The organism is Pedobacter sp. P26, from assembly GCF_050632135.1.
Taxonomy (GTDB): Bacteria; Bacteroidota; Bacteroidia; order Sphingobacteriales; family Sphingobacteriaceae; genus Pedobacter.
Map to the genome: position 1 here is coordinate 6,018,400 of NZ_CP192574.1, position 12,520 is coordinate 6,030,919.

Sequence of the window (12,520 nt, forward strand, 5' to 3'; positions counted from 1 at the left end):
GTTAGTTAATACCCAGTTCCACTCTCACCACTATTATTCTGTACTTGTTTTTGAGCATGTTTATTAATATACTCATCTGAGCTAATATTCATAATACCAGCACTTATTTCATTTCGTTCTTTTTTGGTTTCACTGTGTACATCTCCTTCAATCATTTCCATTAGCTGACCAATTACCATAAGGTTCATATTTCCCGCTACAGTTGTACTTTTAATTGCGCCAACCGATTCTGTAGCACTCATTCCTACAGTTTCCGATCTATTCATACCGATTGTATTAGCCATATTTTGACCAACACTAGTTGCCATATTCTCGGCCACATTAATCTGCATATTCTTACAATTTAGCGTCATGTTCTCCAAAGCGGTAATCGTAATATTATTGCCTTTGGTATCAATATGGATAATGTTTTGATGGATATCGGTAAGTGTTATACCTTGTGTGCCATCACTATCATCAAATTCCAGCAAATGTCCGCTTCTGGTAATAATACTTTTTAGGTGATTTTTAACCAATGGGCTACTGTTTACACTCGAACTGTGGTAAACACTGCCCATCACCACTGGCCGGGCAATATTTCCCTCTTCAAAGGCAATTATCACCTGATCATCGATTTCAGGAATGGCAAAGTATCCCCTGTTGTTACCCCTATCGCCAATACCGGCACTTGGCGTAACTACACGCAGCCACTCTGTCACGTCGTTTGTTAAACATTCCCATTTAAATTTCACTTTAATTCGCCCCTGTCCCTGTGGATCGTTGTTATCGATCACATCTGCCAATTGCATATCAGGCTGTGGTTTTTCAAAGTTTTTTACCAGTAAACGTTCCGTAGTAGAAACCTTTCCTTCGAAAGTGTTGTGGTATTTACCATTCTCATCAATATGATGTTTAATGCTTGTAATGAGGAATTTACCCAGACTTTCTGTGGAAAAAGCAAGTTCTTTCCTTAAACTCATGGTAATTTCGGCAATGCTCCCTATGCTTAAACCGGCATTGTCTCCTCTTGCCGTTACTTTTAATAGCTCGCTGGTATTGGCCTTTTCTTCATTTTCGACGAGACTTTTAATATCGCCGCTATTATCTACACGTATTAAGGAGGGCTGGTTGAAGGTTTTACTGAAAGTGAGGTTGGAAGCTTTAATGGCATGTGATAAATCAGGAGTACCATCTACTTTGCCTGTGCTCTCGCTCAGCAACATCTCATTTTGTTTAGGATTGTAAGAAAAGCGCTTATTCTTGATTGGCGCTATTTCCATGGCATACTGCATTTCCTGAACATCTCTTCCGTAAAATAACGATATCTCTTTTTGCGAATTGGGCTTGCCAAAATTAAGCTGCTTACCATCGTAGAAAAACCACTCATGATACTCTGCCGAAAGGCGGTTCAGAAATGCAAAGTCACTTTCTTTGTATTGAATAATATAATCAATAGATGAACTTCGGGCGGCATTGGCCACTACTTTTAAATCGTTGGCCGGTGTATCTTTAGTTGCCAATTTTACGATTTCATTAAGGTCCTTATCCAGGTAAGAACCTAAATCAGGACCACGGTCGATTAAAATGGTTGGACTATAACCACTTACGATTACGACACCATGATAACCATGACTTTGTGACAACTCCACCTTAGAAACCAGCCCCACAAAATTCTGCATGTTTTCCGGTGAATGGCCAAATGATGCAGTTAAGGTTTTACCCACAAAATCGCGGCTATCATCCAAACTGATCAAGCCCGGTGCGCCCATTTGATCATGGTTAAAACGCAGCTCGAAATAATGGTGTTCATTAAAAGCCTGTGTGAGGCTAAAGGAAGCAAAGTGGGTAATTTCCTTATCCTCTATATTGATTTCTGAAATGAGTTTCTTTTCCATATTAATTAATATTGATCACAAAAATTACCCTAAGCTAAATCCAGTTGACGAATTTTTTAGTGCATACTTATCTAATAGAAGTAATTCTATTTTTATATAAGGCAAGTTCAGATAAATTTTGTGTGTAGGTGCCAAACCAAACATTTTACCAGGGTGGTAACCGTTTTTTACTACAATATATTTGCATTGGTTAGACATAATTGAGCTTTAATGTAAGATATAGCCTAACGGTGAAAACCGCTCAACCTTGCAATGGATAATTTAGATGATATATCTACAATGAGAAAAGTGCTAGTGAACTAAATACGCCCCGATAAATCGGGGCGCTTCAATTAAATTGATATGCTAAAAATAACTAAGCTTTTGGCCAATCATTTTCATGTTCCGCGTTACCCAGTTTTAGCTTACGGGCAGATACTACGAAACTTAAAGTCATAGGCGTATTGTCGTTTACCGCAATACCCTCGTTATACTGGATGATATAACCATCTTCGAAAGACAGTTCTTTCATTTTGGAATCTTCTTCGCCCTTTTTGAAAACCAATGTTCCGGAAAGCGGCTTATACTGGTTGTTAACCATTGATTCGATCACTGAAGTATCTTCAGTTGATTCGATTTCGATGTGGATGGTACCACCATAAACACCTGAGGATGGACGGCCTTTTGCGTCAACATCTCTATTTAATGAAAAGCTGCACTGTAGTACATCAAATTCTTTTGATCCTAAGTTTAAACGGGTTTTGAATGCCATTGTAGTAAAATTTTAATGTGAAAGATGAATGAATTGCGGAAAGCGGTTAGCGAAGAGCATGGAGTATATATTTGCCCTAAACCTTACGCCTTAAACCTAACTAAGCTTTTGGCCAATCATTAAGGTGCTCTGCGTTACCTAATTTAAGCTTTCTCGCTGAAATCTGGAACTTGAGCGTCATCGGGTGATCGCCCACAATGTTTATTCCTTCGGAATATTTAACAATGTAGCCATCCTCGAAGTTAACTTCTTTCATTTTGGCATCTTCCTCTGTTTTCTTGATCAGAAGGGTTCCTGTAATAGGTTTGTACTGGTTATTTACCATCGCTTCGATAATTGAAGTGTCTTCGGTTGATTCGATCTCAATATCGATGGTACCGCCGTAAACTCCGGAAGAAGGTCTTCCTTTAGCATCTACATCTCGGTTTAACGCATAGGCACAGTGAAGCACATCGTACTCCTTGCCCGAAAAATTTAATCTAGCTTTGAAAGCCATAGTTTTAAAATTTAAAGGTTAAAAAAATTGAATTTTTTGTAGCCCCTGCTACTGCATTCATTTAACCAAATATCAGGCCAAACGTGCGGTATACCACTCATTGATAAGCGGTAAACAAGTTTTCAAAAAACAGGAAATTTGTGTTTATCGCCTAAAAACGCTGGTATACGTTGCATCTTTGTGGAAAAGATGTGGAAAATCCGAATCTATCTTTAGTGTTACAAATACATTGTAAGCGCAGTTACACTATAAAACTGTAGCGTTTATACACAAAGTGTAGCGTTTTAGGACAAGCTGGGTACATCATTAAGATGGTCTGTGCGACATAGACCGTGGCGACTTCAAATCAATTGTGATCCAAACTTTTCCATCTTGGCCAGCCATTTTTGACTGTAATGATTTTCTAGGGAATGCAATTCGCCAATCGTATTGGTGAGTACAGGACTCATTCTGCATTTCTCAAAAACAACTTTTTTGATGGAAAGGTAAGTTGTTTTCTTATTGGCTTTCCATTCTTTAAAGGTTGCCTCATCTAAAATAGATACAATTCTTCCCGAACGGCCGCTAAAGTTATTGTTTACATTTTGCTGCTGAGTAGTAAAAATCTGATCGGGCATAAATAAGCGATCGAAAAAGCCTTTAATTTTTGCGGGAATATGATCTACGTACACCGGGCAAAAAAGCACAATATGATTACTTTGCCTGATCGCCGTTAATGCTTTCTGCAAATCGGGTTCTAACTCGGCAATCTGTCGGTTATTAAACAGCTTGTTAGAATTAAATATCAGATCGATAATGGCCAACTCCCTTACAGTAGCGCCAACACTTTCTGCCCCTTGCTTATAGGCGTTAATCAGGAAGTTTGTAGATGCGTTTTTTTCAATATCCCCATTCAGGATAAGTACTTGCTTCATTTTTTTGATTAATCTGATCAGGCCGATGCATTACAAAATTATAAAGAATTTGTTAAGTGTTATGCATAACCCATAAAAAAACCCAACGCTAAGGTTGGGTTTTTATTTTCAGGTATCAAAAACTACTGCTGATTATACTCTGAACTCCATGTGGTACTTTCATCTTCACCTTTATGTCCATCCAGTTTTACTACAAAACTTTTGGCTGGAAAATATGGCGTAATGTGGATATCCAGGTGGATTCTATCTTTTTGTTGTTCATCTCTTTCGAAACGCATGATCTTAAATCTTTCGATCAAACGGTCAGCGCCCTGAATACCATCTAAAAATTTCACAATCTGACCACGTAAATCCTGTTCTGTTTTAGAAGTCCAGTTTTCGAATGCCCTTCTGTTCAGGAAATCGAATAATACTTTGGTAATGTAATCGAATACACGTACAACCGAATAAGTCTGTAAACCGATGTTATCACCATTAAATAACGTTTTAGCAGAAAAAGCCATTACTTTACCATATTCGTTAACCATTGGTACCAAGCCTACTCTCTCCAGATGAGAGATTTCGCTTTTCTTTAAATCAAATTTTACGCCATCTACCTCATTTATGGCACCATGTTTTTTACCTGCAGTAACCTGCGACATTAAGGTATAGTACATTTTGCCTGCAAGTGCAGCTGATCCGGGTACAGTTAAATCATCTTCCTCGCCTACTTCGGCAACCTTACCGCGGCCAACAAGCCAGTTACAGGTCATGATAACGTTCGATCTAAAAGCATCACCTCCAGTGAAATTAGCTGCGGTAAATAAATCAAGTACGTCATCCGGCTGATCAAGATCTGCAAAATCGGTTACCAACATGGCTTTGTTGTTATGTGCAATTTTACCCCATCTTTCCAACACTTTATTAGAGCCCATGTAACCTGGCACCACCATTAACGAGTAGTTATTACGAAGATCCAAACGATCGTAATTCTGTTTTAACTCATCATCTACATATTCAATAAAACGTGGATTATCAAGATCTTTGATCTGATCCATTGATGCATTTAAGAGTACTACATTTTTAAGTTTATCAGATTCGGTATTCTTATAGAACAAATGCACCGAACGGTACGCCTGCTCCAGTTCTCTTGTACTTTCTAAAGCAGTACCAATATTCTTATTCAGGTTTTCTTCTGCAGCGTTAAGTTTTTCGGTACTTTTTTCAACCATATCGGCCACAGAGGTGGAAGACTCCAGCACGTCTATCCAAAGCTGGATTTTCTTTTTCAGTTCTTCGCGCTCTTTCTTCTTTTCATCGCCGGTTAAAAAAATCTGTTTCCGTGCTTTTCTTTCAGGATTTAAATTCTGAAGGCCATCAACTGTTGCTTCTAACAAATCGAAACCGCCAACCCTGGCCAGCTTTTCTAAGTTATCCTTAAGTGATGTTTTTTCTATCGTTTTGCTTTCTGCTGGTTTAAAACCTGCTTCGGACGTATTTTGGTCTGCTTTTAATTCTTGAGGGTTTGACATGTTTTTTCAGCGTTTAGATTATTTATTCTGCTCCAATTCATCAACAAAGTTCTTTAAAGCATTGATGAAGGCCGATTTAGTTTCTTCATCATCAAGTGTAGCCTTTAAGGTTTTGTTCGATTTTAATTGTTTGATTACATTAAGCGACATTTCTTTCTCAATATTAACGTTGGTGAGGTAATTACTTTGGTTAATAATGTTTTTCACACCAAAATCGCCAAGATCTTTAAAGTTTAGGGTTTCGCCAACGGTAGATCCATCCTGCTTTTCGAAAGCGACCTTTACATTTGGTTTATAATGTTCGAATACATCCTTTACCGTTTTTAATCCTTCAACTTTTTCAGGTTTTATCGGATCGTTATCGGTAAGTTTTTGCACAAAAAGCGTTTTGTTGTGGGCAATTTCTGCGAAGGCTTCCGAGGTGTCAATTTTTCGCTCGTTACCACCAATTTCATAATTAAACATAGTATGTAGATTTAGGTTTAAAATTAATTTGTTCTAATAATATAATAGTTAACACGTTAACTCAATTTTTGTTCCAATGTTGCGGTTTCAGGCTGAATAATATTCCATTCCAGTTTATCCTCCTCAGAATGTTTGCTCACAACAACCTTCGATCCTTTTTTCAGTTCGCCAGAAATGATGTATTTGGAGATCGGGCGACGTAAAAGATTCCGGATAACAGCCGATAACTGTCTTGCACCATATTTAGGTGTAAAACCATCTAAAGCAATCATTTTTTTGGCGTCTTCTGCAATTTCGAACTCAATACCCATTTTGTTAAGTGATTGCACCAAACTGCTCAGCTGAATTTCAAAGATGCGTACCACATTGCTTTCGTTAATCGGTGCAAATGGAACAATTTCAGAAATCCGGGCTAAAAACTCAGGGCGGAAATGTCCGGCCATTACCTCCATTAATTGGTTCGAAGCGGGAATAACACCTTTCCCAATCTGTTCAGCAATCCATTCGCTACCAATGTTAGAAGTGAAAAGTATTAATGAATTGCTAAAATCACCTTCTTTTCCTAAACGGTCATGCATGTGGCCTTCATCCAAAATTTGCAGAAAGGTGTCGAAAACCGAAGGGTGCGCTTTTTCAATTTCATCAAACAAAAGTACAGAATATGGCTGCTGCCTGATTTTATTCACCAACAAGCCACCTTCTTCATAGCCTACATATCCCGGAGGAGCCCCGTAAAGCAGGGCGGCACTGTGCTCTTCTTTAAATTCAGACATGTCAAACCTGATCATCGCCTTTTCATCGTTAAACAAGAATTCGGCAATTGATTTGGCTAATTCGGTTTTTCCTGTTCCGGTTGGTCCCAGTAAAAAGAAGGATCCAATGGGTTGTCCTTTTTTGTTCAGGCCGCTACGCGACTCGAGTATGGCATCAGAAACAGCTTTTAAAGCCTGATCCTGTCCTACCACACGTTTTTTAAGGTATTGCTCCATATTGAGCAATTTTTCTTTTTCACCGGCCTGCAGTTTACCCATAGGTATACCTGTTTTATAGGCTACTATAGAAGCAATATCCTGCTTGGTTATGCGGTCGCTTTTCTCCGCAGCATATTTTTTTAATTCCTGAAGGCTGCTATTGATATAACCCTGGTATTCATCTGCAGTTTCGAAGGCATCGGTCTGTGTCTCATCAGTTAAACGCCCCAATAAAACCGGACTTAACTTATTCTGAAGTAATGAAAAAAGCCATTTATAATCTGCGAATCGATCAGCGTCTGATTGTTCCTGGTTTGCATTCAGTGTTTCCAGTTCTGTTTCCAAACTATCAAGTACCTGATCGGATGTATCATTCATCATTTTCATCGCCGCCATGGTCCTATCAAGCAGATCGAAGGCAGAATCAGGGAGCCTCCTATCTTTCATGTAACGTTTGGCCAGTCGCACACATTCGCCTAAGGCATCCGGTTCAATGCTTAGCGTATGGTGTTCTTCGTATTTTACAGCCAGTTTCTGCAACATTTTAATGGTGCTTTCTTCATTTGGTTCATTTACCTGAAGCACTTCAAAACGCCTGCTAAAAGCCTGTTCCGGCTCAATAATCTTACGATACTCATCGATAGTTGTGGCACCGATTACCGTTATTTCGCCACGGGCGAGTTCTGGTTTCAACAGATTGCCAATGCCAGCACCCAAAGGGCCTTTGCTATCTAACAAAGTATGAATTTCATCAATAAAAAGCACCGCTTTTTCGAACTGTTTTATTTCTTTGATGATGTTTTTTAAACGGTCTTCGATTTCTCCTTTGTAAGATGCCCCCGCGATTAACGAACCTAAATCCAATTCGAAAAGCTGAACTGGCTTTAAACTTTCGGGAACGTTCTGATTCACAATATCGATAGCAAAGCCATCTACTAAAGCTGTTTTACCTACGCCGGCATCGCCTGTAAGAATTACATTTGGCTTAGTTCTGCGGCAAAGGATTTCCATCATTTGCCGGGTTTCTTTATCGCGGCCAATTATCGGATCTGTTTTACCATCCCGAACCATCTGTAAGCGATCTATGCAATATTTATGCAGCGCATTACCTGTACTTTTATTTTCGGTACCAGCGGTTGCCTTATCCGGTGAGACTACCCTCGAAATTTCTTCATCCTTTACATAGAGATCCAAAATTTCGCGTTCCTTGATTGGAAAAGATTTTAACTGATCAGGCTGAAAGCCGATACCGGGTTTTGCGAGTGCGGTTAACACACAAACAGGTGTAATTAAATCAAGCCCCAGTTTAATGCGCACATTATCTGCTTCTTCAAAAATCACCGCAATTTCTGGCCCGCCACTAACCGTATCGCTAAGGCTCGCCGATTTCGCCTGCTCATCAATCCGGACTTCAGCCCACTCACTTATGTATTCCTCATCCTTCCCAATGGAAGTAATAAATGATCTTAAACCAACATCTTTATGCATTAATCCTTTGAGCAAATGAGCTGCAGAAAACACTTCGTTTCTGTATTCTTTTGCCAGTGATTGTGCAATGTGCAGGGCTGTTTTTACTGATTCGCTTAAGTTTGTAACTGCCATAGCCTTTAGTTGGTTGTAGGCAATACTGCCGGGTTAAAATTATTTTCGGTGATGTAGTAATATATTTTGCCGTTCGAAATAAACTGTTGTTCAATCTGCGTAGCTCTTTTAATCTGCTGAACGGACTGATTTAATAATTTAATGTAAGTTTCAAACTCTTCCAGCGGCATTTTAGAGGTATTTTTTAAATCGCTTACTTTGTATTTGGCTAAAAAATCATTGTTTAAAGGCAAACCTGTAACCTGCTTAATGTAGTTACTTAATGTCATTGCTTTAATATCGCTTGATGATATTTTCATGCCCAATAACTGCTGAGGCATTTTTACGTAGTTTTTAACCAGCTTCCTTCTAAAAGAAGATTGATCGGCCTGAAGATTTTGCCCCAGCATAATTGAAAATACATCTACAATTTGCTTGTACTCCATATTATTTAACACAATAGCATATTGTAAATTAGCGCGGTTATTTTTTACAGCATCAGCAGATAAATTTGCGGTACTATAATATTTAAAGGCATTGTGCGGCATACGGTCTGCCACCTCTGGACCAACAGGTTCTGGCAACAAACTTTCTACATCAGCAGATAGGTTTTTACGTGATATACCGGTTAAGCGGAAGGCACTATCCAATGAGCTGATCTGGTTATAGATGTCTGAACTGGTTTCTTTTACAAAACGGCGCAAAGCGATCGTCATGCTCTGATTTGAATTTACTGATCCTTTAGTCGGGAAAACCACCCCGCCCTGGATCAAACTGTTTTTAGGATAATCTAAATAATAAGAAATAGAATCCTGCAAACTTGTATTGTAAGGCTGGAAACTTTTTAAGCCTTCACCTTTTACCATTGTGTTTTTTCTGTATTCTGCAGAACGGATAGCAGACTCTGAAACGAGTTTACGTGACTGGATAACAAAATCATTAAACGACTGGTTAAAATCACTGTACACCTGCAAAGCTAAAATGCGGGCATCGGCAAGGGCAACCTGTTCGCTTAGTTCGTTAATCAGGTAGTTGTTGGTTCCGCCTGAATTTCCGGTACTCCCCACCAATATAATTAAGTTGGTTTCATTCTTTTTCGCTTTAAACAAGTTTATTCCGGCTTTTAACGCACTAAAAACTGGTTCTTCCGAAATCTCGCCATTACACCTCAAGGTATTTTTTGCCTGGTTTGATAAGAATGTCATTAATTGCCTGTAATCGTCCTGGATCGGGCTAACAAAAATCCCCTGTTGTCCACATCCGGTTTCACCACGGTATACTACACCGCCAAAGTTTACTTTGGTTCCTTTACCAAAATCGCCCATAATATTTTCGAAAGAAGCAATAGTATTGGTCATTCCGGAGAAATACTTGGTCATCGGGCTTCCGCCATCCATTACAAAAACAACATTTACTTTTGTTTTATTTTTGCGCAGCTTCAGGTAATCCTGATAAGACAGTGCAGAACCGTTAATGGTTAATATCTTATTGTCTTTTTTATTGTAAACATCTGCGGCAATACCTACCGTGCTTCCGCCCTCATCATCTGAAACAACAGGCGCACTACGCAAGATCAGGTTTTCACTTGGCAATAAGGGATCCATTACAAAAGCTGTTCCTTTATCAATGCCATTTTTAATGGCCAGTGTAGTAGAATCATCCTTATCATAATCGCCCGGTTTAACAGAGGTGATGTATAAACGATCTCCCCAGCTATGTACCGCCTCGGCAGAAACCCATCCATAAATACTTTTTAAGGCAGTATCTGCAACCAGCTGATCGTCAGAACCAATCAGGTATTTTTTGCCATCTTCCGATTTTTTATAGATATAGGCAATTTCGTGCAACCTCACTTTGGTGCGTCTGTCCTTAAGTTCAGGTGTGTTGTAAACTAAAATGGAGTCGGTAGTATCGAAATAAAATTTCGGCTCGGTTAACGCATTTTTTCCATTAACTATACCAATGGCTTTCTCAGCATAACCCGTTTTTTGGTTAGAGAATGCACGTTGCCATAAAAGTAGTTTGGATTTAGCAATCCATCCATAACTGATGGCGCTTTTTTTATCGTTAATTTTTCTTCCCCTGATCATTCCTGCTTTATACTTGATCAGTTTCAGATAGCCGTTTTCTTCTTTTGAAACGTAAAAAGGTTCCATAAAGCTGATTTTTTCATAATCAGGCTTCCACCTGGCGCTGTTGTCGTATAATTATCTTCACGATCGGAAAAAACAATCCACGGTAAACTGCTATTGCTGGTGTTATCGTTAACATTTATCGTTTCAGCTGGCCTTTCATACGATTTAGGCATGTACTTTACTTTTTTGCCAAAGGATGCCGGTGATTGTGCATAGGCAAACGATATTCCTAAAAATAGGATGGTTAAGGCATAATATTTTTTCATATTCTTTGTAGATGAGCTTAAAATTTGGTTAAGATGTTAATCTATTTTGTTTTCGCGGGAGCATCAGTTGTTGCCGTTGCTGCAGGCTGGGCTGTTCCTGAGTGTTGTTTAATATTTAATAAACTCGCACAGGTAGAGTTGGGTTTAATCGTCAATTGCGCTTCATCTACTGCTATTTCCCCTCCAAAAGTCAGGCCCATACAGTACGAATAAATATCGGTCTGTTTTTTCTTACCATTCATTTCCACATTAACCGTTACTTTTTCGTTGTTGCACATGTATTTGTTAATGAGATAATAATAATTGGAGTTAAAATCGGCTCCATTGGCAATGGCCTGCAGGCGTGCCCTGATATCGTCTATAGTTTTACGTTCTCCATCACCAGGAGCAACCAGATCATCTACGATTTCCGCATTTGGATCAGTAATTAAAATGGTTAAAAAAGCGGGCTTACGGGCTTTATCCGACCGAAGACGGACTACATATTTGCCTGGCGCGCGGTAGGTGTACAAGGCCGTTTTTCCTTTTACATCCACACGGCCGGTTTCGCCGAACGACCATTCGAAGTCTTTTCCTTCTCCATCCCCCTCAAGCCTGATCTCTTCGTTAACCAAACCAGCGGTTGGGCCACTTATGGTTAGCACACTATCTACAGGTGCGGTATGAACGGTATCGCGTACCGTAACGGGAAATTCCTGACGCAGTTCGCCATCAACGGTTAAGCGTACAATGTAGGTATCGGGTTTGGTGTAGTGGTAAGAACCGGTTTTTGTTGTGGCTTTTTCGCCATTACCAAATTCCCATAACCATTTTGAGGCCTTTGGGGTATTATCGGTAAAAACTAAATCTTCATTCAAATAAATTTCATCCTTAAGGATTCTCGCATCAATTGTTCTTTTTTCGAACAATGAACTTTTAAATAAAAAAATCAGGCCCGTTAAGAGCAGTACAGCCAGCAGGATGTAGAGAATAACATAGCCTTGCGAATTTGAATTAACTTGCTTGGTGTTTGTGTCAGACATAGGTAGCGTTTTTATAGGTTGTTTTTGGTATTTTATCTTGCAGATATCGTTTGCTGTAATTGCCGTCTGTTGGTAATGCAATCATCTAACTGTCTTTTATGCAGTTCGATATCTGAAATATTTCTGTTTTGTTCTTGTCTATCGTAAAATAATCTATCGTATAACTGTGCGGTGTGGACAAATATTTTATAACGTGAATCTGATGCCTTACGGTCGAACGCAGCTTTGATTGAACCTAATGAAAGCTGTATATCGTTCTTTAAAAAAACGGCCTGCACATTTGGGTTATACCGTGTTATCTGTTTAAAGGTAGTATCAATAGTTGGCATGGTTTCTTTCACCATATTTTCGAATGCTTCGTTTTCGTTAATCTTAACTTCCAGTTCTTTTTTAGAAATTTCGTACTTCGACTTATCGCTATAAAAAATCCCAAAACTTAAAAGCCCAACAGTAAAAACGAATAACGCTGTAAAAAACAAGAATTGTTCGCGCCTTTCTTTTATGCTTATTTTAATCATAATGTTTTAATTACTT

At 39.0% G+C, this 12,520-nt stretch carries 10 protein-coding genes and 1 pseudogene; all 11 read right to left on the reverse strand.

From position 1 onward, the window contains the following. Positions 1–5: 5 nt before the first annotated feature. Entirely contained in the window at positions 6–1,874 is a 1,869-nt protein-coding gene (locus ACQ86H_RS28070; RefSeq protein WP_138819429.1) for a type VI secretion system Vgr family protein, read from the reverse strand. Positions 1,875–2,229: 355 nt separating this feature from the next. After that, the gene (gene tssD / locus ACQ86H_RS28075; protein ID WP_025145659.1) at positions 2,230–2,625 is read right to left on the reverse strand and encodes a type VI secretion system tube protein TssD; all 396 of its coding nucleotides are present in this window, start codon (positions 2,623–2,625) and stop codon (positions 2,230–2,232) included. 100 nt (positions 2,626–2,725) lie between these two features. Then, positions 2,726–3,121 carry a type VI secretion system tube protein TssD gene (tssD, locus tag ACQ86H_RS28080; RefSeq protein ID WP_025141859.1) on the reverse strand — a complete coding sequence of 132 codons (396 nt, stop codon included), beginning with the start codon at positions 3,119–3,121 and terminating at the stop codon, positions 2,726–2,728. Between the two features lie 341 nt (positions 3,122–3,462). Further along, complete coding sequence (locus tag ACQ86H_RS28085) at positions 3,463–4,035, reverse strand: NAD(P)H-dependent oxidoreductase (RefSeq protein WP_121284537.1); 573 nt, start codon at positions 4,033–4,035, stop codon at positions 3,463–3,465. A gap of 122 nt (positions 4,036–4,157) precedes the next feature. Further along, positions 4,158–5,546, reverse strand: a complete 1,389-nt coding sequence (locus tag ACQ86H_RS28090; protein ID WP_138819428.1) for a DUF5458 family protein — start codon at positions 5,544–5,546, stop codon at positions 4,158–4,160. Between the two features lie 18 nt (positions 5,547–5,564). Then, complete coding sequence (locus ACQ86H_RS28095; protein ID WP_138819427.1) at positions 5,565–6,011, reverse strand: hypothetical protein; 447 nt, start codon at positions 6,009–6,011, stop codon at positions 5,565–5,567. A gap of 56 nt (positions 6,012–6,067) precedes the next feature. Then, positions 6,068–8,584: an ATP-dependent Clp protease ATP-binding subunit gene (locus ACQ86H_RS28100; RefSeq protein ID WP_431293217.1), complete on the reverse strand. Its 2,517-nt coding sequence runs from the start codon at positions 8,582–8,584 to the stop codon at positions 6,068–6,070. 5 nt (positions 8,585–8,589) lie between these two features. Next, positions 8,590–10,653, reverse strand: a complete 2,064-nt coding sequence (locus ACQ86H_RS28105) for a type VI secretion system protein TssR domain-containing protein (RefSeq protein WP_431295492.1) — start codon at positions 10,651–10,653, stop codon at positions 8,590–8,592. Next, a pseudogene (tssR, locus tag ACQ86H_RS28110) lies at positions 10,636–10,964 on the reverse strand (type VI secretion system protein TssR domain-containing protein); the annotation flags it as partial. The pseudogene tssR and the gene ACQ86H_RS28105, both read right to left, overlap by 18 nt. Positions 10,965–11,005: 41 nt before the next feature. Next, a complete protein-coding gene (locus ACQ86H_RS28115; RefSeq protein ID WP_138819424.1) occupies positions 11,006–11,986 on the reverse strand; it encodes a PKD domain-containing protein in 981 nt (326 codons plus the stop codon). Between the two features lie 32 nt (positions 11,987–12,018). Further along, positions 12,019–12,504 (reverse strand): type VI secretion system transmembrane protein TssO, encoded by a 486-nt coding sequence (locus ACQ86H_RS28120; protein ID WP_168202537.1) that lies wholly within the window; start codon positions 12,502–12,504, stop codon positions 12,019–12,021. Positions 12,505–12,520: the final 16 nt, after the last annotated feature.

What these genes read in the sequence shown, in the direction of transcription:
- ACQ86H_RS28070 (WP_138819429.1), bottom strand. Translation starts at nt 1,874, where the DNA reads ATGGAAAAGAAACTCATTTCAGAAATCAATATAGAGGATAAGGAAATT.
- tssD (WP_025145659.1), bottom strand. Translation starts at nt 2,625, where the DNA reads ATGGCATTCAAAACCCGTTTAAACTTAGGATCAAAAGAATTTGATGTA.
- tssD (WP_025141859.1), bottom strand. Translation starts at nt 3,121, where the DNA reads ATGGCTTTCAAAGCTAGATTAAATTTTTCGGGCAAGGAGTACGATGTG.
- ACQ86H_RS28085 (WP_121284537.1), bottom strand. Translation starts at nt 4,035, where the DNA reads ATGAAGCAAGTACTTATCCTGAATGGGGATATTGAAAAAAACGCATCT.
- ACQ86H_RS28090 (WP_138819428.1), bottom strand. Translation starts at nt 5,546, where the DNA reads ATGTCAAACCCTCAAGAATTAAAAGCAGACCAAAATACGTCCGAAGCA.
- ACQ86H_RS28095 (WP_138819427.1), bottom strand. Translation starts at nt 6,011, where the DNA reads ATGTTTAATTATGAAATTGGTGGTAACGAGCGAAAAATTGACACCTCG.
- ACQ86H_RS28100 (WP_431293217.1), bottom strand. Translation starts at nt 8,584, where the DNA reads ATGGCAGTTACAAACTTAAGCGAATCAGTAAAAACAGCCCTGCACATT.
- ACQ86H_RS28105 (WP_431295492.1), bottom strand. Translation starts at nt 10,653, where the DNA reads ATGATCAGGGGAAGAAAAATTAACGATAAAAAAAGCGCCATCAGTTAT.
- ACQ86H_RS28115 (WP_138819424.1), bottom strand. Translation starts at nt 11,986, where the DNA reads ATGTCTGACACAAACACCAAGCAAGTTAATTCAAATTCGCAAGGCTAT.
- ACQ86H_RS28120 (WP_168202537.1), bottom strand. Translation starts at nt 12,504, where the DNA reads ATGATTAAAATAAGCATAAAAGAAAGGCGCGAACAATTCTTGTTTTTT.